Annotated in this window: 23 protein-coding genes and 1 other RNA gene; 8 read left to right on the forward strand and 16 right to left on the reverse strand. The window is 69.3% G+C overall.

What is annotated here, in order from left to right; translation table 11 throughout:
• Positions 1-7: 7 nt before the first annotated feature.
• Together ACSMFO_RS35345 and ACSMFO_RS35350 are read right to left on the reverse strand one after the other, a co-directional pair.
• On the reverse strand, positions 8-769 hold the full coding sequence (locus ACSMFO_RS35345) for a helical backbone metal receptor (protein ID WP_436461979.1): 762 nt from the start codon (positions 767-769) through the stop codon (positions 8-10).
• Positions 766-2,175: an RNB domain-containing ribonuclease gene (locus tag ACSMFO_RS35350; RefSeq protein ID WP_436461998.1), complete on the reverse strand. Its 1,410-nt coding sequence runs from the start codon at positions 2,173-2,175 to the stop codon at positions 766-768. Before ACSMFO_RS35350 ends, ACSMFO_RS35345 begins: the two co-directional genes overlap by 4 nt.
• A 134-nt stretch (positions 2,176-2,309) precedes the next feature.
• On the opposite strand from ACSMFO_RS35350, the gene ACSMFO_RS35355 reads away from it, so the two are divergent.
• Complete coding sequence (locus ACSMFO_RS35355; protein ID WP_436461980.1) at positions 2,310-3,275, forward strand: AAA family ATPase; 966 nt, start codon at positions 2,310-2,312, stop codon at positions 3,273-3,275.
• A gap of 153 nt (positions 3,276-3,428) precedes the next feature.
• On the opposite strand, the gene ACSMFO_RS35360 is transcribed toward ACSMFO_RS35355, so the two are convergent.
• The 9 genes from ACSMFO_RS35360 to ACSMFO_RS35400 all read right to left on the reverse strand — a co-directional run bounded on the left by ACSMFO_RS35360 (position 3,429) and on the right by ACSMFO_RS35400 (position 13,664).
• Positions 3,429-3,626 (reverse strand): hypothetical protein, encoded by a 198-nt coding sequence (locus ACSMFO_RS35360; RefSeq protein WP_125680358.1) that lies wholly within the window; start codon positions 3,624-3,626, stop codon positions 3,429-3,431.
• Positions 3,627-3,660: 34 nt separating this feature from the next.
• Positions 3,661-4,779, reverse strand: coding sequence for a hypothetical protein (locus ACSMFO_RS35365; protein WP_436461981.1), 1,119 nt, complete (start codon positions 4,777-4,779; stop codon positions 3,661-3,663).
• 102 nt (positions 4,780-4,881) lie between these two features.
• Positions 4,882-5,880, reverse strand: coding sequence for a C40 family peptidase (locus ACSMFO_RS35370; protein ID WP_038518851.1), 999 nt, complete (start codon positions 5,878-5,880; stop codon positions 4,882-4,884).
• 4 nt (positions 5,881-5,884) lie between these two features.
• Complete coding sequence (locus ACSMFO_RS35375) at positions 5,885-6,481, reverse strand: hypothetical protein (RefSeq protein WP_436461982.1); 597 nt, start codon at positions 6,479-6,481, stop codon at positions 5,885-5,887.
• Between the two features lie 3 nt (positions 6,482-6,484).
• Positions 6,485-8,650: a magnesium transporter gene (locus tag ACSMFO_RS35380; protein WP_436461983.1), complete on the reverse strand. Its 2,166-nt coding sequence runs from the start codon at positions 8,648-8,650 to the stop codon at positions 6,485-6,487.
• Complete coding sequence (locus tag ACSMFO_RS35385) at positions 8,647-11,601, reverse strand: ATP-binding protein (RefSeq protein WP_395871684.1); 2,955 nt, start codon at positions 11,599-11,601, stop codon at positions 8,647-8,649. Before ACSMFO_RS35385 ends, ACSMFO_RS35380 begins: the two co-directional genes overlap by 4 nt.
• 3 nt (positions 11,602-11,604) lie before the next feature.
• Complete coding sequence (locus ACSMFO_RS35390; RefSeq protein WP_073847573.1) at positions 11,605-12,081, reverse strand: hypothetical protein; 477 nt, start codon at positions 12,079-12,081, stop codon at positions 11,605-11,607.
• 9 nt (positions 12,082-12,090) lie between these two features.
• Positions 12,091-12,357, reverse strand: coding sequence for a hypothetical protein (locus ACSMFO_RS35395; RefSeq protein ID WP_005166545.1), 267 nt, complete (start codon positions 12,355-12,357; stop codon positions 12,091-12,093).
• Between the two features lie 443 nt (positions 12,358-12,800).
• Positions 12,801-13,664, reverse strand: a complete 864-nt coding sequence (locus ACSMFO_RS35400; RefSeq protein ID WP_038518857.1) for an SCO6745 family protein — start codon at positions 13,662-13,664, stop codon at positions 12,801-12,803.
• 304 nt (positions 13,665-13,968) lie between these two features.
• Between ACSMFO_RS35400 and ACSMFO_RS35405 the strand changes: the two genes are divergently transcribed.
• From ACSMFO_RS35405 to ACSMFO_RS35420, 4 genes are read left to right on the forward strand one after another with little or no spacing between them, the layout of a single operon-like run.
• Positions 13,969-14,469 (forward strand): YbaB/EbfC family nucleoid-associated protein, encoded by a 501-nt coding sequence (locus tag ACSMFO_RS35405; protein WP_073847572.1) that lies wholly within the window; start codon positions 13,969-13,971, stop codon positions 14,467-14,469.
• 25 nt (positions 14,470-14,494) lie between these two features.
• A complete protein-coding gene (locus ACSMFO_RS35410) occupies positions 14,495-14,827 on the forward strand; it encodes a hypothetical protein (RefSeq protein ID WP_038518861.1) in 333 nt (110 codons plus the stop codon).
• A 5-nt stretch (positions 14,828-14,832) separates the two neighbouring features.
• Positions 14,833-15,975 (forward strand): hypothetical protein, encoded by a 1,143-nt coding sequence (locus ACSMFO_RS35415; RefSeq protein WP_038518863.1) that lies wholly within the window; start codon positions 14,833-14,835, stop codon positions 15,973-15,975.
• Positions 15,976-16,025: 50 nt separating this feature from the next.
• Positions 16,026-16,661 (forward strand): hypothetical protein, encoded by a 636-nt coding sequence (locus tag ACSMFO_RS35420; RefSeq protein ID WP_436461984.1) that lies wholly within the window; start codon positions 16,026-16,028, stop codon positions 16,659-16,661.
• A gap of 237 nt (positions 16,662-16,898) precedes the next feature.
• Here the strand turns inward: ACSMFO_RS35420 and rnpB are convergent.
• The 5 genes from rnpB to ACSMFO_RS35445 form a co-directional block, all read right to left on the reverse strand.
• Positions 16,899-17,297, reverse strand: an RNA gene (gene rnpB / locus ACSMFO_RS35425) — RNase P RNA component class A.
• 14 nt (positions 17,298-17,311) lie between these two features.
• Positions 17,312-17,872, reverse strand: coding sequence for a COG4315 family predicted lipoprotein (locus ACSMFO_RS35430; RefSeq protein ID WP_436461985.1), 561 nt, complete (start codon positions 17,870-17,872; stop codon positions 17,312-17,314).
• Positions 17,793-19,076 (reverse strand): NAD(P)/FAD-dependent oxidoreductase, encoded by a 1,284-nt coding sequence (locus tag ACSMFO_RS35435; protein WP_436461986.1) that lies wholly within the window; start codon positions 19,074-19,076, stop codon positions 17,793-17,795. Before ACSMFO_RS35435 ends, ACSMFO_RS35430 begins: the two co-directional genes overlap by 80 nt.
• A complete protein-coding gene (locus ACSMFO_RS35440; protein ID WP_038518870.1) occupies positions 19,073-19,882 on the reverse strand; it encodes a ferredoxin in 810 nt (269 codons plus the stop codon). Before ACSMFO_RS35440 ends, ACSMFO_RS35435 begins: the two co-directional genes overlap by 4 nt.
• Complete coding sequence (locus tag ACSMFO_RS35445) at positions 19,879-20,529, reverse strand: DUF4142 domain-containing protein (RefSeq protein ID WP_436461987.1); 651 nt, start codon at positions 20,527-20,529, stop codon at positions 19,879-19,881. The genes ACSMFO_RS35440 and ACSMFO_RS35445 overlap by 4 nt, the downstream gene beginning before the upstream one ends.
• A 246-nt stretch (positions 20,530-20,775) precedes the next feature.
• Between ACSMFO_RS35445 and ACSMFO_RS35450 the strand changes: the two genes are divergently transcribed.
• Genes ACSMFO_RS35450 through ACSMFO_RS35460 form a run of 3 tightly spaced genes read left to right on the forward strand, consistent with a single transcriptional unit; the run spans position 20,776 to position 24,558 of the window.
• Positions 20,776-21,330, forward strand: coding sequence for a sigma-70 family RNA polymerase sigma factor (locus tag ACSMFO_RS35450; protein ID WP_436461999.1), 555 nt, complete (start codon positions 20,776-20,778; stop codon positions 21,328-21,330).
• A gap of 11 nt (positions 21,331-21,341) precedes the next feature.
• Positions 21,342-21,701: a zf-HC2 domain-containing protein gene (locus ACSMFO_RS35455; protein ID WP_228694700.1), complete on the forward strand. Its 360-nt coding sequence runs from the start codon at positions 21,342-21,344 to the stop codon at positions 21,699-21,701.
• Positions 21,702-21,732: 31 nt separating this feature from the next.
• Complete coding sequence (locus tag ACSMFO_RS35460; protein ID WP_436461988.1) at positions 21,733-24,558, forward strand: BREX system ATP-binding domain-containing protein; 2,826 nt, start codon at positions 21,733-21,735, stop codon at positions 24,556-24,558.
• Positions 24,559-24,565 lie beyond the last annotated feature (7 nt).

Raw genomic sequence — 24,565 nt, forward strand, 5'->3', positions numbered from 1 at the left:
ACCGCATTCAGAGGACGAAATGCGTGAGGTGGGCGTGCGCTTCGACGAGCGAAGGGCCGTACCAGGTCAGGTAGCGACCGGAGACCAGAACGTGCTTCGTGCCGGGGAACGCTTCGGGGCCGTCGTCGGCAGTGAACTCGTAAGGCTCGTCGGGCAACACGAGCAGGTTCGCCTCTTCGGCCGCGAAGCGCGCTTGGAGCTCGTCGAGCTTCGGGCGCGGGTAACGCTCTTCGTGGTCCGCGTAGACGTTGCCGATTCCGACGCGATGCAGCACGTCGCCGCCGAAGGTGTCCCGGCCGAGCACGATCCACGGCTTCCGCCAGACCGGCACGACCGCGCGGAACCGCTCCGGCACCGTCTCCCGCCAGATCTCCTCCGCCTCGACGAGCCACTCGGGCTCGGCGAGGTCGTAGGCCTGCGTCAGGATCCTCCGGATCGAGGCGAGCGCGCTGGGCACGGTCGCCGACGCCTCCATCACCCAGACCGGGATTCCATTGGCGCGTAAGCGTTCCACGTCCTCCGGCCGGTTCTCCTCGGAGTTGGCCAGCACCAGATCCGGTTCGAGTTCGAGCACCTTGTCGACGTTCGGGTACTTCGAGCCGCCCACCCGCGGGACGTCCAAATCGACCGGGTGGGTGCAGTAGTCCGTCGCGCCGGCGAGCCGTCCCGGCGCGCTCACTTCGACGGCCTCGGTCAGCGACGGTACGAGCGAGACCACTCGCGACGCCGGTTCGCGCAGCGGGACGACTTCGCCGAGGTCGTCGATCATGCCCGCTCGAACGACAGTTTCCGCTTGTCGACGTCCACCGCGGTGAGCCGGACGCGGATCCGCTCGCCTTCCGGCAGCTTTTCGCCGGTGCACTTGGACATCACCGGCGGATCCTCGACCAGGATCTCGGCCTTGGTCTCCTCCGCGCGCAGCACGATCGCGCTGAACTCGCCGCCGATGTGCTCGGCCATCACCCAGACCTCGACCTGGTCGATGGTGGCGCGTTCGACCTTGGCCGCCAGCGTGTCGGACGCCGACATCTGTTCCGGCACCTCCGAAAGCGCCGCGCGCACCCACTCGGGCACTTCGCGGCCGGCGCTCACCGCGAGACAGATCTCGGTGGCGAACCGGTCGACCAGCCGCCGGATCGGCGCGGTGACATGGGCGTACGCGCCGCCGATCCCGGCGTGCGTCGTCAGCTCCGGCAGCTCACCGTCGAACGCGGTGTACCCGGCGCCGCGCAAAAGCCTTGTGGTGTCGGCGAAAAGCGCCATGGACGCGGGCTGCCCGGGGTCGAGCGCGGCCAGGAACTCCGACACGCTCTTGCCTTCCGGCCAGTCGATGTTCAGCGCCTGCGCGGACCGGCCGAGCCATTCGACCGCCTCGGGGTCGGGCTGCGGCAGCGTGCGCAGGACGCCGATCTTCGCGTCGATCATGATCTCGGCCGCGGCCATGCCGGTGAGCAGCGAGATCTCGGCGTTCCACGCGTCGACGTCGTTGCGCGGGCGCTGGATCAGCGCCCAGCCGCCGTCGGGGTCACCGCTGATCTCCTGCTCCGGCAACTGCAGTTCGACCGCGCCACGCCGGATCGCGAGCTCGCGCCGCAGGCGGCCCAGTTCCGGCAGCGCGGCGACCGAGGGATGCGGGTCGCCCGCGTCGATGGAGGCCTGGACGGTCTCGTAGTCGAACTGCTCGGTGGACCGGACCAGTGCCCGGCGGACCTTGGTCGCGGTCGGCTCGCCGTTCGCGTCGACGTCGATGGTCCACAGCACCGCGGGCCGGGTCTCCCCCGGCAGCAGGCTCGCCGCGCCCTCGGACAGCACCGGCGGGTGCAGCGGGACGTTCCCGTCGGGCAGGTAGAGCGTCTGCCCGCGGCGGCGTGCCTCCTTGTCGAGCGCGCCACCCGGCGGGATGAACGCGGCCAGATCGGCGATCGCGTAGTGGACCCGGAAGCCGCCGCCGTCGACGCGTTCGATCAGCACCGCCTGGTCGAGGTCCTTGGCGCCGGGCGGGTCGATGGTGACGAAGGGCAGACCGGTGGCGTCCTCGCGTTCCCCGGCCGACTCGAGCGGGTCGACGACCGCCGCCTCCGCCTCGGCGAGCACGTCGGGCCCGAACGACTCCGGCAGCACGAACTCGGCGCGCAGGTGACCGAAGTCCCCTCCCGCCGCATGTGTCCTGATCACGAGTGGAGGCACCACCCAACCCTATCCCGATCCGGCGCCGTTGATCGCCCGTTCGGGTGCGGGCCGGTCGGGTGTACGTTACGGATCGAAATGAAAACCGATACCCTTTTCAAAACGACAGGAAGGGCCGTGGCGTGAAGATCGCGTTCGTCGGGAAGGGCGGCAGCGGCAAGACCACGCTGGCGTCGCTGTTCACCGCGTACCTGGCAGGCGGCGGGAAACCGGTGCTGGCGATCGACGCGGACATCAACCAGCACCTCGCCGTCGCGCTCGGCGCGAGCGAGGAAGAGGCCATCGCGTGGCCGACGCTGGGCGACAACATGGGCCTGATCAAGGAGTACCTGCGCGGCGACAACCCGCGGATCGCCGACGCGGCCTCGATGATCAAGACGACGCCGCCGGGGCGCGGGTCGCGGCTGGTCCGGCCGTTCGAGGACAACCCGATCTTCGAGGCGTGCTTCCGCGAGTTCGGCGGCGTGCGGCTCGGCGTCACCGGGCAGTTCGACGAGGACGACCTCGGCGTCGCGTGCTACCACTCGAAGGTCGGCGCGGCGGAACTGCTGCTGAACCACATGATCGACGACGCGGGCGAGTACGTCGTGATGGACATGACCGCGGGGGCCGACGCGTTCGCGTCCGGTCTGTTCACGCGGTTCGACGTGACGTTCCTGGTGTGCGAGCCGACCGTGCGCAGCGTCGGCGTGTACCGGCAGTACGCCGACTACGCGCGGGACTTCGGCGTGCGGCTGGTCGTAGTGGGCAACAAGGTGACCGAGGACGAGGACATCGAGTTCCTGCGCGAAGAGGTCGGCGACGCCCTGCTGGGCTGGATGGAGAACTCGCGGCACGTCCGCGCCGCCGAACGCGGTCGCGCGCGCCCGATCGGCGAACTCGAGGCGCACAACCTCGGGACACTGGGCTCGATGCTCGCGACCGTCGACGGCGAACGGCGCGACTGGGCCCGCTACCAGCGGCAGGGCGTCGAGTTCCACCTGCGCAACGCGCGGGCGTGGGGCAGCGGACGGGCCGGGGAAGACCTCACGGCCCAGGTGGACCCGGAGTTCATGCTGGGGCCGGCCCTCGCCGGTCAGGACGCCTGATCGCAGTGTGCGCGGAGGCGTGACTCGCGTGATCAGGGACGTGACTCGCGTGATTGGAGGCGTGACTCGGGTGTTCCGCCGCTGATCACGCGAGTTCCGGCTTCGATCACGCGAGTCACGTCGCTGATCACGTGAGTGCGGGCCTGGTGCGGGTCAGTCGCCGCTCCATTTGGCGTCTTCGGCGTCGGCCTGTTTCGTGCGTTCCTTGGCGATTTCCAGGGCGCGCCTGGCCGTCGCCTCGTCCGGGTACGGGCCGAGGAGGTCGATGCTCCGGCCTCGTTCCAGGTGCTCGACCTGGTTCGTCTTGGTGTTGAAGTACCAGCCCTGATCCGGGTTCGGGTCGCTCGACATACGTCAAGCCTGACATCACCGGGACGTCCTGTCATCACTTGCGATAGCGGTAGGGGATCTCCGTGGGATCGCCGGTCGGACCGAACTCGCCACCCTCGGGCGGATCCACCTTCGAACTTTCCGGCACGTTCTCGGCGAGCTCGTCGAACCAGCCCCGGTGCATCGGCACACCACGGGGCGGGGTCGCCGGTTCCGGCGCGACGGGAATCCCCTGCGGGGGTGACGCCGGCATTGCGGCCGACGGCGGCGCCGTGACCGGCGGGTCGGGTGGGCTCACGGGCGGCTCCGGCTCGGCCTGGCCCGCCGCGGCGGGTGGGACCTCCGGAGTGGCCGGAGGGGCGCTGACCGGCGGTGGCTGCATCCGGCTGGGCTGGGGCAGCGGAGGCGGCGGCTGGGTCGGGGGTGCCTGGGACACCGGCGGCTGAGGCGCGAGCGCCTGCTGAGAAGCGGGCACCTGGGGTGCAGGAGTCTGGGCCGCCTGAGGTGCAGGGGCTTGAGGTGCGGGAGCCTGCGGAGCCCCGTGATTGCCCGGCAACGGCGGAGCAGGTGGCCCGGCAGGCGGCGCGACCGTACGCCACACCGGCGCGGGTCCGATGTTCATCGGCGCCGGAGCACGCGGCGGCTGCCCGGTCGCGGGCGGCGCGGCCTGCGAAGGCGGCGGAGGCGCCTGGCGCTGCGAAGGCTTCGGGATCGGGTCCAGGCACGAGACGAGCACAGTGGTGTTCGCCGGATCTTCGACCTTCCGCCCACTGCGTTCGCGGTAGATCATCTCGCCTTCGGTGTCCATCTCGACCAGGTAGCCGGCCTCCGCCAGCTGCTCTTCGTCGAGGTCGACGAGCTTTTCGTAACGCGACGGGACGACACGGTAGATCGGCCAGGCGAGCCTGCCGTTCTCCTGGTGGAACTGCGCCAGCAACGCGGCCATCTGCTGCTGCCAGGGCAGCGACATCCCCTCGGCCAGCGAACGCGGCAACACGACGTAACCGGGGTCGACGCCCGGCCAGCCCTGGTTCAGCTGATCGGCCAGCGGCGTGCTCGACGCCGGCCGCGCCGCCTGCCGCGCGGGCTGGGCGGTGCCGAAGAGATCGCGGGGATCGACCTCCGGGCCGTTCCCCGCCGCGGGCTTGCCTCGCCTTCCGAATTTCCGTGCCACGTTCTTCATCCTCTGCCAGTGTGCGGCCGCTCGCCGGTGGACAGGCCGCCACTTCGGGTGAATCGGATGGTCCCGCGATCGCGATACCACGCTTTCACCATGCTAAACGCCAGGACGGACCGCCTGCGCGACCACTTCGGCCTCGTCGAAGGAGAAGTCGCGGATGTGCACCGGCACCCCGGTCTGCTGCGCTTCGACGATCTTGCCGTCACCCAGGTACATCATCACGTGGTGGATGGTCGCCGGGTTCGACGGCACGGTGGCGAGGAACAGCAGATCACCCGGCTGCGCCTGACGCACCGGCAGCATCGCGCCGCCCTTGTACTGGTCACGCGAAACCCGCGGAATGATGATCCCCGCCGACTCGTAGGCCCGCAGCATCAGGCCGGAACAGTCATAGCTGTTCGGACCGGTGGCGCCCCAGACGTACGGCTTGCCCTGCTCGGCGAGGGCGAACTTGATGGCCTGCGCGGCCGCCTGGCTCGGCGGCACGACACTGCCCACGCTCGTCCCGCAGCCGACGACGTCGACGATCTGGCCCTCGTTCTGCACGAGGAGCGCCGCCATCGGCTCCCAGTTGTGGTACCGGTCGGGGAAACCGGACCGCTCGACACGCTGGGCGGCGTCGCCGGGCCGCATGTTCTCCCAGTCCGGCACCGCGAGCAGCACGTCGAAGAACTTGTTGACCTGGTACGGCGGGTCGGTGACCTGCGCGACGGTGCCCCAGCCCATCGACGGCCGCATCTGGAAGATGCCGAGCGAGTCGCGGTCGCCGTAGGTCAGGTTCCGCAGTTTCGACTCGGTCATCCCGGCCTGGATCGCCACCTGCCACGCGCGCGGGGACAGTGTGCGCTGCTTGCCGATCGAGATGATCAGCGCGACGATCCCCTTCTGTTCCTCGTCCAGCTTGTTGATGTCCGAAGAACCGCGATCGGTCTGCCCCGGCAGGGTCGGCCCGACCGACGCGTCGCACGAGGTCTTGACGATCCCGCCCGACTGGGCCTCCACGTGGTCGGTCACCACCTTGGTGACCGTGCTCGTGGTGACCACCGCGGCGAAGACCGCGGCGATCAGCACGCCGACGATGATCCCGATCTTCATCGGGTCAGCCCGCTTGGGTGTACTTGGTGACCCGCCATCCCGGGTTCGTCTTGACGACGGTGACCCGGACCTTGGGGCCGTCCGTCGCGACCTCCACCTCCATCGACCCGGCGAGCGAGGAGACGACCTGCGGCTCCCCGGCGACCCTGGTCGCGGTGATGTTCGCGGGATCCACCGAGGTCATTTCCCCGGCGAGGTACTCCTCGGTGGTGTACGGCTTCAAGCCGTTCAGCCACTGCTCGGTCGTCGTGCCGTCGGGATGATTCGCCCATGCCGTCACCCACTCCTTGGCGACCCGGACCCCGTCCTGGTCAGGTGGCGCGGAAGACGGCGGCGGCTGGGTGGTGAGCCTCGGCGGCAAGGTCGACGTCACGGTCACCGGCGCCGCGACGCCGGTTCGCGAGGTGGTCGTCGCCGAAGCACCCGGCCCGTTGGCCGTCTGTCCCGGTTTTCCGATGGCCTTGGGCAGCAGGATGCCCAGCGCGGTGAGCACCACCGCGAGGATCACCAGCGTGCCGATGAGGTGCCGGGGCGAGCGCAGCGGCCAGCCCCACAGTCTGCGGTAGACCGCGGTACGGCCGCGGTTGGTCCGGATCGGCATGGATCACCGACCCACGGCGTGGTCTGTGTCCCGGACTTCCTCGCGGACCTCCAGCCCGCGCGAAGGCCGGTACAGCACGAAGACCGGCTTGCCCGCGACGACTTCGGGGTCGACGCGACGCGGACGCGGCGTCGACGGCCCCGCCTGCACCGGCACGGCACCCGAATAGTCCGGGGTGGTGTAGCCGCCACCCGCGGAGTTCATCCGTGACGGCACCACGACCGGCTCCGGTTCGTCGCTCCAGCGCCGGTCGGCGACCGGCGAGGTGTCGACCCGGCGGCTCGGGACCTGGATCGGGCTCCGCCCGCCCGAGGTGAACATCGAGTCGCCCGGATTGCCCGCGGACGGGTTGTACTGGCCGAACACCGGGACGCCTCCGCCACCACCGGCGGGCAGCGCGGGCAGGCCGCCACCACCGCCGACCGCGCCCGGCCACGGCGCTCCCGACCACGCCGCCGCGGGGCGGATGGCGCCGGAACCGTTGTCGAGCCGCTGGGAGCTGGCGAAGATCGTCGCCTCGGGCCGGAACCGTCCGCCGCCGACCGTCGCGCCCACGGGACCGCGAAGGTCTCCGTCGACGACGTCGTCGGTGTCGCGGACGTTCTGCCAGAAGGCGTCCTGCGGGGTCGGTTCGTTGTTCTTCTTGCGGAAGCGGGAGAAGAGCCCGCCGCGCGGTGAGGGCATCGCGCCGCCGACCATGCCGACGGACATCTCGACCATCTGCCACAGCCGCCGCACCGGACGCCCGACCATGAACAGCAGGACGGTGATGATGGCCGCCAGCGCCATCTTCGTCAGCAGGGACAAGGAGTTCCCCGCGGTGAAGATCGCCTCCAGCAGGAGCGTGTGCACGCCCGCCAGTACCGAGAGCACCATGAGGTTGAAGGCGACCGCGCCGACCACCTTGAGGATGCGCTGCATGATCTGGGGCTGCAGCAACGCGATCAGGCCGATCAGCGGAGCGGTCAGCACGAAGATCCGGATCAGCACCTGGGCGAGCAGCACCGTCGCCTTGGCGAGCAACTGGAACAGCGAGTAGAAGATTCCCTGGCCGAGCGAAAGGAATCCGGCGCCGACGCGGCTTCCGTCCTCACCGGTGAAGTACCCGGTCGCGGGGCCGAGTTTGGTGGAGATGTCCTTGAACGCCGCCTTCTTGGAGTCCACCAGCGCGGCGTCGGCGTCCCCGCCCTGCTGGATCTGGCTCCAGGTGAAGGCCCGCGCGTCCAGCAGGGGCGGGCCGTACTGGATGGCCTGCGGCGAATCCGGGCTGCCGAACTCCCCGCGGAGCCAGTTGTCGTAGACGACCCGGCAATGCAGTTCGGTCGGGACCCGGTCCCACGGCTGGCGCGCCGCGACGGCCTCCGGGGTCGCCTGGCACGGTTGCGCCGCGGGCGGCGACGGTTCGGTGGGCGGCGGGGTCTTGGCCTCGTCGATGAACCCGGCCTGGATGTTGGTGGTGGTCTGCACGATCGCGTTGTCGATCGGATCGAGGAACCGCAGCAGCGCCAACGAGGACGCGGCAAGCCAGACCGCGGCGAGCCCGTACAGCGCCCGTTTGCTGACCGCGGCGAGATCGCCGCGCCAGATGTTGCGGAACAACATGATCGACATGATCAGCGCGGCCAGGCCGAACAGCTGGGCGTAGATGTTGTTGTAGACCTTCTCGGCCCCGGCCTTGACGGCGTTGTACAGCGGGCTCAGCAGGCTGCCCTGCAGCACGGTGTAGTGCAGCGAGTTCGTGGCACCGACGATGTTCTTGCCGATGTTGAACAGCTGGTTGCCCGCCCAGGTGTCGATCGTCGAGTTGGGAGACGTGATGCCTGCCAGCGGGCCGCAGTCGGTTTCGAAGGTGTCCCAGACGTGTCCCGCGTACCCGTAGACGTTGTACGGGCTACCGCCTTCGCCTTTGGCGGTGGCGGGCGGATCGAGCGCGCCGACCATGCCCGCGCCCGGGCGTTCCGGGTTCGGTGCCTCACCACAGGCCGCGGCCGACGCCGCCGGAGCGGTCGCCACGGCCTGCAGGCCCAGGATCAGCATGACGACGAACATCGTCGCCCGGCGGCTCGGTCTGGTCTTACCGGGCCGCGGCCCCTCTTTCAGGCGGCGGCGCAGCGCGTGCCAGCCGGCGGCGAACGCGAGCACGAACGCCAGTGTCAGCACTGTGTTCATGCGGCGTCCCTGCCGGTGCCACCCTTGCCGGCGCGCGCGTGCTCGCCTTGACTCCCGTTCCCGTTATGTCCATTTTGGACGGCGCCTTGCACTTCTCCGGTTTCGGCCGCCAACGGGTCCGGGGCGCCGAGCATCTGCTCATCGGTGAGGCCGACCTCGAGTTCGGCCGCGAGCTCGAGGTCTTCTTCGAGCTCGAAGTCGTCCTCGGGTGGTGTCGGGACGTACTGCTTCTCCTCCGGGACCGCGATCTCGTTGCCCGGCTTCGACGGTTTGGCGTCGGGCGAGCCCGGCGTGGTGTCCATGACCCGCCGCAGGTGTTCCAGGTGCGGGCCGGAGAAGTCGACGCGGATCCGCTCCACGCCGCCGGCACCGTCGCCGAAGATGAACTGCCGCGGCTCGACGTCACGCTGGAGATCGCGTTGCGAACCGGGACGGCGGCCCAGCGCCGCGACGACCTGTTCGTAGCCGACGCCGACCGGGACCTTCAGCAGGCGTAGCGCGTCCGCCTGGGCGTCGTCGTCGTCGAGACGGCCGACGAACACCGAGTCCAGCAGCGCCACGAAACCCTGGATCTTCAGGAAGTCCGCGGGGATCTGCGAGGACAGCAGCACCCGGACGTTCCACTTTCGCGAGTCACGGGCGAAGCGGTTCATCAGCACGCGACCGGTCGGGACCTCGGAGAGGAAGAACGCCTCGTCGATCCAGACGCCCTTGCGCAGTTCCTTCGGCTTCTCGTAGACCGACCGCTGCGTCAGCCACGCGGCGAGGTTCAGCATCTCGACGCCGAGCGATTCCGCGTCCGTCCAGTACTCGCGCGGGACGCCGTCCTTCGGCAGGGTCAGCCCCGCCATGGTCAGCACGGTCATCCGGTCGTCGCGGGTCTCGGAGTACGGGTCCGCGTCGGTCTCCGGGATGAGCAGCGCCATCCGCTCGCGCATCTCGTCGAGGAAGTCCGCGACGACGACGGCGTGCTCGTGGTGCTCGCTGGAGTCCCGGCGCAGCGCGTCGATGACCTGGCCGGGGTCGGCGTCGAACCGGCCGCCGACCGCGCGGACGGCACGCAGCAGCACGATCCGGGTCTGCGCCATCCGCGAGACCTCGTACGGCAGGACACCGGTGAGGACGTCGAGCACGAGACGACGGCGCGTCGCGCCCGCGAGGGCCTTCTCCCGCCGCCAGGAACGCTCGGGGTCGTCCTCGTCCATGAAGTGCTCGATCTGCGGCTCGGCGACCACCCGGTACGGGTTGAGGATGCCGGGCTGCGCGTTGAGCAGGTTGATCGGCCGCGCGTACGGCCGCAGTTCGGGCAGGTCGCACAGCCGCGACAGCGGGCCCGAGGGGTCGAGGATCGTCCAGTGCGCGCCCGCGCGGAGCGTCTTGTAGACGATGCCGCCGCCGAGGAACGACTTGCCGCCACCGAGGCCGGCGACCATCGCCGTCAGCCCGGAACCGTCGCGGATCTCCTGCGCCATCCACGGGTCCCACGCCACCGGGCGCCGGGTCGCGGTCACGGTCTCGCCGAGCAGGATGCCGCGGCGGTCGCCCACCTCGGCCGTCGCCGTCGGTACCGCCGAGGACGCCCACACGACCGAACCGCGGCGCATGTACGCCGCCGAGGCCAGCGGCTCGCCGGGGATGAACTCCCTGGCCAGCGCGTACTGCGCCTCGGGATGCTCGACGGCGATCTTCGGCTTGTAGAGGTCGAGAAGCTGCTGGGCCAGGCGCAGCGCGTCGCGCTCCGTCGGCCCGGACACCGCCAGCCGCCACCACGAACGCACGCGGGTGGCCAGCGCGGTGAAGCCCGACGTCATCTCGTCGTCGATCTCCAGCACCCGGCCCGCCTGGCGCGCCAGCGACTGCGGCGGCTCCAGTTCGTGCTCGTCGGTGTAGTGCTTGACCTGCGAACGCACCTTGTTCATCTGGCGCTGCAGCTCGCCCGCGACCTCTTCGGGGCGCCGGACGTAGATCCGCGCGGACACCTCGACCGCGGCGGGCAGCCGGTCCGCGTGCTGGATCCAGGGGTCGTCGACCTCGGGGATCTGCAGGCCGTGCATCTGGCCGACGGTGAGGACCGCGAGATGCCGCGAGACCCCGGCGTTCGACCCGGTGCGGCCGCGGACGGTGACCGTCGGCGCGTACGGCTCGGCGTGGAAGTCCGCCGCGTCGGTGAAGCTGGCGAGGTCCTCGGGCTCCCAGGCGGCGCCCGGGACCGCGGGCATGTTGCGCGGCGCGGGCAGGCCCAGCGAGCACGAGCGGTGCATCAGCCAGGACATCTCCTCGGCGTGCACCGGACGTCCTTCGAGCCCGGCGGAGCCGATCACCTGGTCGAGATGTTCGACCTCGGAGTCGAGCGCGGCCAGCTCGGCGTCGACGGCCTCCGGGAAAACCTTGCGCAGCACCGGGGCGGCGCTCTCGACCGCGCGGTCGATCATCCGCCTGGTCTGCACCTGGACACCGAGGTAAACCTCTTTTTCGGCCATCGAACGGCCCATCAGCTGCTGCTGCTCGCCGATGAGGTAGTCGTCGAAGGACAGCGCGCCCTGGACGTCCTGGGGACGGCCGACGGCGTTGTGCACGTGGGCCTCGGCCCACATGCGGATCGGGTACGGCCGGTTGGTCACGCGCAGGTGCAGCCAGCGGCCCTGGAGCTCCGCGTACTGCCCGGCGATGGCCGCGATCAGGTCGCGGCGCTGCGAGTCCGACCGGAACGACCAGCGCTGCGGCGCGAGCCGGTACCAGGCGTACACCTCATAACCGGTGCGTAACAGGTGCCCGTCGATGCTTCGCGCCGCTATCGACGGGGTATACGAGGGTATGGCCGCCTCGCCGGGCAGCCGCCTCCCCTTGCCGGCCTTCTTGGGCTGCGCGGAGCGGACCTGCTGGGGCGGGTTCCAGGCCCCTTGCTGCAGGTCTCGATCACGTTTTCCTCGGCTTCCGCCGCGACCGAACAACGACTACCTCCCGGCCCGAGCCGCGGGGCGGCTCCGACGCGCTCGTGGTGTTCCCTGAGCTCCGGCGCCGCCGCCGTAGCCGTGGTGCTGGTACTGCCGTCTCCTGCGGTGCTTCGGTAGCGGGCGGCTCGCCCGTACCCGGACGCGGGATGCGCTGGCCGCGCCACCCGTGCCCGTGGTCCGTTCTCTTGGTGTGTTGAGCTCTTTCGCCGCCATCGCGGCCACGGCGCCCAGCGGACGCTCGTGGCTGATCTTGGCCGTGATCAATCTGGTGATCACAATTGTGGCGACGAAGGCCCAGGCGGTCGAGAAGAACCCGAAGCTCCAGCCCGCCCACCGTTCGACGGTGAGCACGAGCAGGAAGACCGGGATACCGACGAGCCACGCGACGTAGCGGGCTCTCCAGGGAAAAGTCGCTTTCGGCGGGCCGAGCCATACGGCATCGACCCGGTAGACCTCGTCATCGGTGCGGATACGCAACGCGAGCCCTCAGCCTGTGAAGAGGCCGGCGATCCACTGGCCCACGTTGACTCCGGCGCCACTCACGGCGAGGCCGATGATCGCCAGCGCGATCACGACACCGGCGAGTCGGCGCATGACACCCGCGTTGTCCCCTTTGCCACCGCCCAGCCACAGCAGGAGGAGCGCGACGGCCAGCAGCACCAGGGGGATGATGTTGTCGATCAGCCAGGTACGGACGTTGCCGGTGCCGAGCTCGCCGGCGGCCAGCGTGTCGAGGGTGGTCAAGGTCATCATCGCATTACTCCCGGTGCGCGGAGAGGGGGTTCGCGCGGTTCTGGCTCGGTGGTGCTTCGAACATCATGGCGTCACGAGGCGTAGTGGTCAAAGCGCGCTCTGTAGATGTCGTTTTGTCTACAGTTCACAGAGCGAGGCACAGCACCACGACCATCCTCGGTCTCCATCATCGTTGCAAGGGTCGTCTGGATTAACCCCGGCCACCCGTATTTCGCAGTGTGCGAACGGCCTCACTCGCTTGCGAGGCATCTTGCTCACTGTGAGTACGGGTCGGCCGAGGAGAATCCGGCCTCGACCAGTGTGACATGACTCGTTCGGTGGCTTCTCGCGAGTCCGCTGGGTGAGCACGCATTCCACAAAAAACGCGAACGCCGATCAAGCGAAAGTCACGCTTCCGTTACCCAAAGCGAAATCGGGATGGCCATTTTCACTACATAGCGTGATTATCGGCCCGTCGAGAACACATTCGCGGGAAAAGCGCCGGCTTCGACGGCCTGGCGGCTCAAAGGCCCGCACAGCTCGTGAAGCCGTTTCGTCTTCTCTTCGCCGAGATGCTCCCAAGGCCCCGCCGAAGCCGCGTTCGTGGCGACTTCGAGCCGCTCGCGAAGATCGTTCCCGGCCTCGGTCAGGCCGCCCTGGTCATCGAGGACGCCCTGCTCGCGAAGTTTGGCCGCCGCGGCGTCCCACTGCTCGTCGCTCCAGCCGCGGGAGGCCTTGGCCGCCTCGGGCAGGAAACCCTTGCCGGTGGCGGTGTGCGAGACGAGAGCGGCGAGCCCGTCGACCCCGTTGGCGACGAGCGCGGCGATGTGGCCGTCCCCGCGATGCTCGCGCAACAGGGTGATGGCGTGCCAGAGGACGAGGTGCGGCTCGCTCGGCCAGTCGAGGCCGGCGTGCCCGGCGTAGAGGGGGCGCCCGTCGGGCTGGCAGCCGCCGGTCGCCTCGCGGGCGAGTTCGGCCGCCTCGGCGACCGCTTCGGAGCCGAGGGTCTCTTTGCCGAGGAGCCGGGTCAGCGCCGCGTCGACGGCTTCGAACCGGGCTTCGATGATCTTTTCGGGCGTGGCCAGCGTCCAGGCGCGCGGGATGTGGCGGGCGACCAGTTCGGGATTGAAGTTGTAGAACGTCGCCGCGACCACGCCGGGCCCGACCGCGCCCATCGGCGCCGCGCGGCCCGCGAAGTACGTCATGCGCCCCGGGCGGAGGCCGGCGCCCGTGAGCGCCTCTTCCGTCTCGGGGGCGAAGTAGGTAAGGGAATGCAGTACATCGAACGTCCCGCGGAAACGTCCCGTGACCCGACTCGCTTCACCCATGGGGGCACCCTACCGGCAGGTAGGTATCCGGTGCAGGGTTCGGCGTCGAATGGAGCAAGGGACCTTTGCTACCGGCGAGCCGCTGACCTGCGAAAAGAGAGCAAGGGACCTTTGCTACCACTTGGCGGAGCAGGGGGTGGTGACCGTGTGGATTTCGTTGCGTTGGGTGACCCGAAATCCACACAGTCCTCGCGAAGGGGAGCAAGGGACCTTTGCTACCACCCCCGAGACGACGCGGGAACCGAACCGGCTCGGCTACGTCATACTCCTGAAGACGGATCACCACAGCGCACGGGGAGCGACGATGTCCGCCCAGATGGAACAACTGATCGCCCAGTTCGAGAACTTCCAGGCCAAGGTGCGCCAGGCCGAGGCGCGCTTCGCCGAAGTCGGCGACATGCAGGAGCGGATCGCGCAGGTCGAGACCTCCGTGACCTCCCCCTCCGGCGAGGTCACGGTCGTCGCCGGGGCGGGCGGAACCGTCACCGACCTCCGGCTCAGCGCGGGCGCCATGCGCCTCGAAGCGGGTCACCTGTCCTCGGTGATCATGAGCACCCTGCGCAAGGCCGTCGCCGGCGCCGCCCAGCAGCAGGCCGGGATCGTGGACGAGACGTTCGGCGAGGCGTTCGGCGTCAACACGTCGGAACAGGTTCGCGAGGCGCAGGCCGAGGCGTTCGGAACCGTCGAGGAAGAACCCGCGTCACAGCAGCAGCAACCGCAGCAGCCATCCCGCCCGGCGCGCCGCCCCGCCCCGCGGGACGACGACGACTACTTCGACGACGGCTCCTTCCTGCGCCGCAGCTGACCGAACCGACCGAGGGACTCCCACGATGTCAAAGGGAATCGAGACGAACATCGCGGCGATCGCCGCGTATGCCCAGCAACTCCCCTATTACGAGCAGGAAGCGGAGAAGTTCGGCGCCAAGATCGACGCCGCCGACGTGACCGACGAGGCGTGGGGAGTCGTCGGGATCTGGGCCAAGCAGGGCTACACCGATCGGCTCGGCGAACTCCGTTCGCTGATGAACGACATGAAGGACGGCGTGGACGGGTTCATCTCCAAGCTGAACAAGGCCTCGGAGATGTACCGGGGCATCGAGGAAGCCGGAAAGGTCGAGTTCGGCAAGCACGAGGCGACCATCGACGAAACGCTCGGAAAGTAGGGGTCATGACCGAGGAGAAGTCGAGCATCGCCGACGGGATCGACGTCCAGGCGTACGACGAGAGCATGAGCGCGAACCTCGATCGCGCGATGGGGCACGTGCCGGTGGCGGGCACGATCTACAAGTCGGGCAAGTCGATCGCCTCGCACGCGCAGCAGGCGGCCCAGGCGGACAACCCGGCCGAACTGGCGTCCGCGGGTGCCGCGCTGGTCGGAGACGGGGCCGCGTTCGTCGGCGCCGCCGCGACGGACATGGTCACCTTCGCGATGGACCCGATCGGCTGGCTGGTCAGCCACGGGCTGAACATGCTGCTCGAACTGGTCCAGCCGCTGCAGGACGCGTTGCACCAGGTCACCGGCGACGGCCCGGCCATCGGGCACGCGTCGGAGAACTTCGTGACCCTCGCGAACGGCTTCGTCGCCCTCGCCGACGACTTCGAGAAGACCGGTGACGCGGCGCTCGCCGAGTGGGTGGACGACGCAGGCAAGGCCGCGAAGGAAGCACTGGGCGACTTCTCCGCCGGGATCCGCGGCGTCGGTTCGGCCGCCGGATCGGTGGCCGAGGTGCTGCAGATGTGGTCGATGGTCATGGTGGTCATCGAGGAGCTGATCAAGGGCATCATCACCGAGCTGATCTCCTGGCTGATCACCATCTGGCTGCCCGCGCTGGCCGCGTCGGTGATCAGCTTCGGCAGCTCGGTCGCCGCCGCGATGACCGCGTCCATCGCCAAGGCCGCCAGCGTGCTGCAGAAGGTGACCAAGTACCTCGGCAAGTTCGGCAAGCTGCTCGACACCTTCATCGAGTACCTCGCGAAGTACGCGACCAAGGTCGTGGACATGACGAGGAAGTTCCGGATCGGTACCTACGCCGGTGAGTCGAAGTTCTCGCTGAACGTCCTGGAGAACACCGCCGGGGTCGCGCTCACGCCGAGCAACCGGGTGCTCACCACGATGTTCGGCACCTCGGTCGGCGCGCGCCCGCTGGTCTCCGGCGCGGCCGTCAAGGGCGGCATCGGCGCCGGGAAGGCCGCGTACACCGAAGGCAAGGAAGCCGTGACGCCGGAGGGGGAGAACGAGCCGTGGTTCAACAAGAGCGAGATCGGCGGGGACAAGAGCCCGGAGGAGACGCGGGGGAACCTCGACATCTGAGCGACTCCCGGCAGCGAGCGGCGGAAAAGATCTTCGCGCACCAAGAACGCATGGAGGACAAGGCGGAGAAGGCCCTCGTCCGTCCTGGCTTCCGTGAACGGGTCGAGGAACTGATGGCCGCCCAGTGGCGCGAGCCGGTCATCGTGCTGCGGCTGGGCGACACCGATATGGGTTTCGACGTGCCCGGCAGGCGCCTGGACGGCACGGTCAAGGGGAAGCGGCTCGTCCGGCGGTTCTTCTGGAACGTGTTCCGCGGTATCGGCGGCGCGTTCGTCTACGTCTTCGCGCTGCTGAACGGTGCGGGCAGCGGCGGCGGCAAGGGCGGTCACCCGTTCCAGCGGGAGATCCGCGTGAAGGGCCCCGCGAACGCGATGGCGCTCGAACCCGCCGATCGGGTCCGGAAGGCGAGCGGGCCCTGGCTGGTGTGCTCGCCGTCCGCGATCGCGGTGGTGGACACCGGTTCGACCTACCGGGACCTGGCCGACGCGCCGCCGCCGGAGATCCTCTGGCAGGCCAGGAAACCGCAGGCTCCCGCGATCGACTTCCGCAAACGCGTCCTGACCTGGCCGGACGGTTCGAGTTTCGCGTTCACGCTGCACGGACGCACCGAGGAGCGGTATCTGCGGGAGCGTTTCGAGTTCCCGGACACCATTCACTGGACCGGACGGCCGGACGCGCCGAGGTAGCTCGCTCGGTTCTTGAGGGCTGAAGGACGCTTTCCCCGCATGCGATGCGAGGAAGGCGTCCTTCGTCGCGTTCGCCGAGGGCCCTTCAGTCTCCGGGCGGAGCACATGCTCGCTCGGTGCCCCCTGTCCCAAAGGGTCCCTTCAGGACACCAGCTGCCCCCAATGTGGCATTGGCGACGCTGGGTGTCCCCAATGCCACATTGGGGGCACCCGAACCGGCGCCCTCGAGAAGTAGTACGGACGAGCCGGCGTGTAAGCCGGATCCTGTCCCCGCCCCGCCTTGCGGCGGCACGGGTGGCGGCCATCCATCTAGGCCCGCCGTCGCCGACGGGCTCGAGCGGCCTACCCGCAGGCTCGGGCGGGCAGCCCTCGATCGCCTGCGCAGGAGCCTCGCGGCTCCCTCTTGACCTTGCTCCGGGTGGGGTTTACCTAGCCGTCCTGGTCACCCAGGACGCTGGTGGTCTCTTACACCACCGTTTCACCCTTACCTCCGCCCGCGAAGCGAGCGAAGGCGGTCTGTTTTCTGTGGCACTGTCCCGCGGGTCGCCCCGGGTTGCCGTTAACAACCACCCTGCCCTGTGGAGTCCGGACTTTCCTCGAACCGGTCTCCCGGCTCGCGGCCGCCCCGCCGACTCGTCCGTCGGCGAATCCTACTGCACGGGTGTCGGCAGGCAGTTCAGGTTGCGCCGTCCGTCGGGTTCGACCACGAACCACACGTGATCGGTACCCTGCCCGGTCCATTCGCCGGGCCGCGCGTTGGCGAACTTGTAGAGCGGCCAACCGGCCAAAGTCACCTGCTTGGCGCCTTCGGGACGCTTGATGGTGTCGACCAGCGCCGGATCGATGCCGGTCACCAGGGGCGTGCCGGTCGTCGTGACGGGGGTCCACACCGCGGCGCAGTCCCCGAGGCAGGCCGAACGGGCCTTGTGCGGGTTGTCGCGTTCGTAGCGGAACAGCACGGCGCCGGTCTCGTCGAGGACGGCTTGCCCCATCCGGGTCATGTAGACGGCGGTGAGCCGCGTACCGGGCGGAGGGTCCGTCGGGGTGCCGGCGCGCGAGGTGACGGGCTGCGACACCCGCGGGCTGGGGAGCGATTCCGTCACCGGAGCCTGAGCCGTCAGCGAAACGGGGTCAGCCGCCTGCCACCACATCGCGGCGCCCACGACGAGCGCCGCGATGACGACGAGCATGGTCAACCGCGATCGGCGCATCAGGCGTCTCCGTTTCTCCCGGGTGGCTGACGGGGTTCTGTGCCGCGATCTCGTTGGTCCAGTGGAGGACGGCGGACGGGCTGTCGAGGCCGACGACACCGACGAGCCGTCCCTTGCGGACGAAACCGGTGGCGGGCCGTTCGCCACCGACGGGTGAAGCGAGCGCGACGGTGTCGGTGCCGAGCTTCGGGATGCCGCCCGCCTGGATGCGCATGCCGTGCTGTTCGGACCAGAACCGCGGCACCGGCGCGAAAGGCCGCGAAGCCTGCGGCCCGGCGAGGAGGTTCTCCGCGGCCGCACGGCCCATCTCGACGGCGTTGAGCCAGTGCTCGACCCGCCGCGGTGTCTCGTCGAAACGCAGGTTCGGCCACTGCGCGACGTCTCCGGCGGCGACGATGTTGTTCATCCCCAGCACGTGACAGGTCGGCGAGCAGACGACGCCGTCGTCGAGCGGCAGTTTCGCGCCGCGCAGCCACGAGATCGACGGCACCGTGCCGACGGCCACCACGACGCACGAGACGTCGAGGATCCAGCCGTCGGACGACCGCAGCCGCAACCCGTTCGGCGTGGTCTGCCAGTTGTCGATGGACGCGCCCAGCGCCAGCCGCACCCCGCGCGAGCGGTGCAGCGCCGAGAGCTTCTGCCCGATGTGCTTGCCGACGACCTCGCCGAGCAGATGCGCCGACCGGCCGATGACGGTGACCTCCCGGCCGATCTCGCGCAGGCTGGCGGCGACCTCGCAGCCGATGAACCCGCTGCCCAGCACCGCGACCGGCCCGTGGTCGGCGGCGAGGTTGTCGCGTAGTTCCGCGGCGTCGGCCAGGGTCCGGACCACGACCACCCGCGGATGTCCGTGCGGCACACCGGAAAGCCTTCGCGGTTCGACGCCGCTGGCGATGACGAGCCCGTCGTAGGGCAGTTCCTCGGCCCCGGGCAGATGGACGACCTGGCGGCCCGGCTGCAGATGGGTCGCCGGGGTGTTGAATCGCCATTCGGCGTCGATCTCGTCGGGCCTGGCGAGCATCATCTCCGCCGGGCCGGTGGCGCCGGTCAGCAGTTGCTTCGACAACGCCGGCCGGTGATAAGGCGGCTCCGGCTCGTTGCCGACGATCACCAGTTCGCCGTCGAACCGCAGTTCCCGCAACCGTTCCGCGCAGCGCAGCCCGGCCAGCCCGCCGCCGACCACGACGATCCGTTCGCTCATCGTCGCGCCCCCTGTAATCGGATCGCCCGCATCGGACAGGCTCTGGCCGCGGCTTGTACGAGCGGCACTTGTTTGGCGCCGGGTTTCCGGAGATAACGCAGCTGTCCGTCGCCCTGCAATTGGAAGACCTGCGGCGCTTCGGCCTGACAGATGGCGTAGCGATGGCACTTCTTGTCGTCGACGGAGATCCGGACCGGCTCGGCCCGGCCGGTGTCGCCTTCGAGCAGTCCCAGCAGGACCAGCGCCCGCGGCGGGAGCACCCGCAGCACGGTGAGCACGACGGCCGGGGTGAGCACGGTGATCCCGCCGAGCCAGACCGTCGCGAGGTTCCCGTTCGCGGACGCGCCCAGCCAGGAGTGGATCGCGAGCAGGCCGACCGCGAAGTAGCCGGCCTGATGGAACCGCTGCCCCCGGGGATCGGCCGCGCCACGGCGCACCGCCGCGGTGACCGAGACGGCGATGAACAGTTCCAGCCCGACGACACCGGCCGCGTGCCGCGCGAACCCACCACCGGCGAACGGGATCAGCAGCGCGAGGACGCCGAACGACTCGTCGTCGAGGAACAGATAGGACAGTCCATGGACGACACCGGTGGCGAGACTGAACACCGCGAGCACGACGTGACCTCCGCGCAACGCCTCGTGACCGGTGACGCGCCTGATCCAGCCGGTGGCGCTCAGCACGCCCCACACCAGCGTCAGGCACATGGTCACGTAGGCGAACCGGGCCGACAGGGCGGCGATGTCCCGCACCCCGCTGTCATGAGGTGACGGGGCCGGGATGACCGCCAGGAGCGCGGAGTTCATACGCGCCTGCCCGATGCCCCGAGCACCCGGACGAGCCCGAAGGTCGCGCCCCCGGCGATCCCCGCCATGAGCACGCCGAGCGCGAGGTCGCCGCCGTCGAGTTCGTCACCGGCACCAGGGGCGACCATCAGCGAGGTGGTCTCGGCGATGCCGGTGCTTTCGAGCAGGGTCATATGCCGCATGACGGTGTCGACGGCGGTCTGCGCGAAGGACCGCATCGCGTCGTCGCGGGTGGCGGCCCGCACTTGCGAGGCGAGACCGAAGACGCTCCCGTGCGCGGCGCGGGCGCGATTGACGTAGAGGCGGTCGAAGTCGGCGCCGGCGGCCCCGGTGATCTCGTCGATCCAGGAACGCTGTTCCGCGGTGGGTTCGGCGGGGAGTTCGACGCGGACCTTCGAAGCGAGCGCCCGGACCTGGGCGTCGAGCCGGTCGTGGTCGTCGGCGAGTTTCCGGCCGACCTCCCGCACCCGCTGCCCGCTCCCGCGCTGTTCCGCCTGGCGGCTGATCGGCCCTTCCCACAAACCCGCTTGGCGCACGCGGACGAGCAGTTCACGATCATGGGCATCGATTTCCGCGAAGGCTTGGGTGGGCGTTCCCGCCCATATCACCAAGCAGGCGATCACCAGTCCGAACAGCCGATAGATCATTTCACCCGTCCCCGTCCTCGAAGTGCCTCACTGGGAGTACGGCGAACCGGAGCGGCCGGTTCGATCTAGCCGGAGCAGGCCAGTGTGATGTGCATCACACGACACATTTAGAACCGTTTATCGCCGCGATACGTACCGGTCGACTAAATGTAAACGAACCACTACTGCACATGGCTCACGGCGATAGTCTGCGCTACGGTGTACGAACCCGTGAAATCCTCCACCGCCGGGGAGGTAGCGAATCTTATGGAAGCAGTGGACAGAGGATGCCGGTTCGATGGCGACCATCGGCCGGGCGAGGTTCCAGACGAGTTCATTTCGGTGCTGTACAAGGTTTTCCGGGATACGTTGTTCGGGCAGGTGATGTACCTGACGGGCCATGATCAACAATGGACGGAAGACGTGGTCCAGGAAACACTGATCCGCGCCTGGCAGCATTCGGACACGTTGAACCGCGAGCCGGGAATGTTGCGCGGCTGGCTGCTCACGGTCGCCAAGCGGATCGTGATCGACGGCTGGCGAAACCGGCGCGCCCGACCACAGGAGGTCGAGCTGGACAGTTCCGAAAACGCCGAAATAGCGGACCGGACCGAACAGTCACTGTCCGCACTCGTCATTTCCGAAGCACTGCGTTATCTGGACGGCAAATATCAGGCCGTCATCTACGAGACGTATCTGACCGGGCATACGGTCCGGGAGGCGGCGGTGATATTGGGGATCCCGGAGGGAACGGTCAAATCACGGCTGTACGCGGCCATGAAGACATTGCGACGGTCGTTAGGAGAACTGGGGTCCCGATGAGGAAGCGAAAGGTGAAACACACCGATGTGGCGGCGTACGTACTCGGCGTGCTGGACCGCGCCGAGGCGCACGCCTTCGAGAAGCATTTGAAGGGCTGCGCGCGATGCGGACGGCAGGTCGCGGAATTCGCGTCGGTGGAAGACGCGCTGGCGAAGGCCGATCTGCGCTACCTGTCCCCCGTCGCCGCGCGATGTCGCGGCCGGCTGTCGATGATCACGGCCAACCTCGTCGTGGTCTTCCTGGCGTGCGTCGTCGCGGCCTTGATGTCGTCGCAACGATCGTCCCGGCGGATCTCGTCGGATGCGGACATCCCGGCTCCTGCTCCCCTCGACGACCAGCGATCACTCCCGTTACCGCTTACATGCGAGTAGTCTGCCGCAAGCCGACACGAAGGTCTCTACGGTGCATACCGAAGTAAATCCCGAGAGTCCCTTCGGCGGGCCTTCGGTACCGAAGTGTCGCGCCGCCGGGTTACTGGGTCGAGACGGCGAACTCGACACGATCACCGGACTGCTCCGCGCCGCCCTGCGGGGCCGCGCCGTCAGCGCGGTGGTGGTCGGCGAGTTCGGGATGGGCAAGTCCTCGATGCTCACCGCGGCCGGTGAGCTCGCCGAAGCGGCCGGGTTCACCGTCGCGATCGCCACCGCGTCCCGGCTGGAAACCCACCTGAGCGGCGGCGTCGGCCGTCAGCTGGTCGAAGGGCTCACCCACGCGCCCGCCGAACCCGGATCGCCGCGGCCGCGCACGCCGCACGCGGCCGAAATCCTGCCGGATCACCCTCCCCGGACCGAACGGGAACAGACGGAGGCGCTCGACGCCTTCTTCCGCATCGTCCGGCACGCCGCCGAGCAGGGGCCGGTCTTCCTCGGCATCGACAACATCCACCTCGCCGACCCGTGGTCGATGCGCTGCCTCGCCTACATCCGGCACCGGGTCGAGCAGTTGCCGGTGGTGGTCGTGCTGACCTCGCTGATCGGGCATCTGCAGACCGGCGAGGTCGCCCTGCTGGAGATGTCCGGCTGCACCCCGGCGACGATCCGGCTGCGCGGGCTCGGGACCCGGCACGTCGCCGAATTCCTCCAGGTCTCCGTCGGACGGTTCGCCGAGGAATGCCGCGAGGTCACCGGCGGCAACCCGTTCCTGCTCGGCGCGCTGCGCCGCCGCCTGGTCCCGGGGATGGATCTGGACACCGCGGGCTCGGCGATGATCGGCGAGGTGCTGCGGGTCCGCATGCACGAGTACACCGCCGCGCCGAAAGTGCTCGAAGCCGTCGCGATCCTCGGCGAGGACGCGAGTTTCGACCTGCTGGCACAACTCGCCGGGGTCGACGAGAGCACCGCGCTGGAGGCCATCGACACGATGGTGCGCGTGCACCTGCTGACCAACAGCCACCGGCCGTCGCTGACCTACCGGTTCGTCCGCAACTCGGTGCTCGCCGACATGCCGCTCACCACCAGGGCCGTCACCCAGTCGCGGGCGGCGCGGCTCCTGCACGACGCGGGTGCCGCGCCGGAGCGGGTCGGCGTCCATCTCCTGGAGGCGACCGCGATCAGGATCCCTTGGGCGGTCGACGTCCTGCGGCTGGCCGCACGGCATTCGGTGGTCGAGGGCGACCCGGAGCTGTCCGTCCGGTTCCTCTCACGCGCGCTCGAAGAACGGCTCAGCGAACGCAAGCGGATGGCGATCCTGCTTCAGCTCGCGCACGCGGAATTCCACTGCGACCAGGATTCGGCGCCGGCCAGGGTGCGCGAGGCCATCGACCATATCGACGACCGGGAAACCGCGGCCTTCGTCGCGACGGCCATGATCCTTTCCCTGTGCTGCGGCCCGGACGCGCGGCTGGCGATCAACTCCGCCGGCCAGTTCGCCGCGCGGCTCGACGCGGGCGGGCCCGACGCCGTCTGGCCGCTGCTGTGCATGACCTATCTCGCCGAAGCCGGCAGCAGACTCGGGCCACCGCCGGACTTCCGCGACTTCGAACGGCAATGGGCGCCGCTGAACGATCCCGCCTCGCAGCAGAGCCGATCCGGTCTCCTCGCGCTCGACACGGTGCGCGGCGGAGAGTCCTCGGCGAACGCCGTCCGGCATTTCGGGGAGGCGTTGTCCGGCGAGCAGCCCGAACTGTTCGAGCAGCCGTATTTCTTCACGCTCGCGACGGCCGCCCTCGCCGACGAACCCGCGCTCACCGACAAGCTCTGCCAAGTGCTCGACACCGAACGCCTGCCGTGGGACTTCCACGTGCCGAAGGGCGCCCTCGCCACCCTCGCCCGCGGGATCGCCCTGCAGGCGGGCGGAGACCTGGTGCGCGCGAGTGTCCACTTCGAATCGCTGGTGCGGCAGTTCGACGAACGCGGGGTCACCAGCCGGTGCCCGATCGCGGTGCTGTGCGCGGCGAGGCTGATCGAGGTCTCGGTCGACCTCGGCCGCCACGACGTCGCCAAAGCGCTGCTGGATCGCGTCGATTTCGGGGCCACACAAGCACTTTTCACGCACAACTACCTGCTCTACGCCCGAGGCAGACTGCGTGCGGCCACCGGTGAACCGGAGCTCGGGTACGAAGACCTGCGCGGCTGCGGCCGCCGTCTCGAACACCACGGCATGCGTTTCCCCGGCTTCGCGCCTTGGCGGGCGCACGCCGCCCGCACCGCGCTGGCGCTCGGCCGTACCGACGCGGCGGCGCGGCTCGCCGAGGAGGATCTCGAGGCCGCGGAACGCTGGGGAGCGCCCAGGATCCTCGGCGGCGCGCTGACCACGGCCGGGCTCGTCCGCGAGGACGAAGAGGGCGAACGTCTGCTCACCAAGGCCGTCGACGTGCTCGGCGGGTCGACCGCGAAACTGGCGCTGGCCGAGGCGCTGACCGAACTCGGCGTGCTGCAGGCCCGGCACGGGCAGGCCGAAAAGGCGGTCGGCACGCTGCGGATGGCCGCGCAATCGAGCAAGCATTGCGGGGCGCGGCCGCTCGCGAGGCGGGCCGCGGAGGCGTTGCGGGACGCGCGGACGAGTCTCGCGACGGCGAAGGACAACGAACACGGCCTCACCAAACAGGAATACCGCGTCGCGCTGATGGCGTCACAGGGTCTCACCAACCGGGAGATCGCCGAAGCACTGCACCTGACCCGCCGCACCGTCGAACTGCATTTGTCCGGGGCCTACCGCAAACTGGGCATCACCGGACGCACCGAATTGGGTTCCGCGCTCGGGCGGTCTCAGCGCGTGGACACCGATTGACGGTTTC

Origin of the sequence: Amycolatopsis sp. w19 (assembly GCF_051373225.1) — a bacterium.
Taxonomy (GTDB): Bacteria; Actinomycetota; Actinomycetes; order Mycobacteriales; family Pseudonocardiaceae; genus Amycolatopsis; species Amycolatopsis japonica.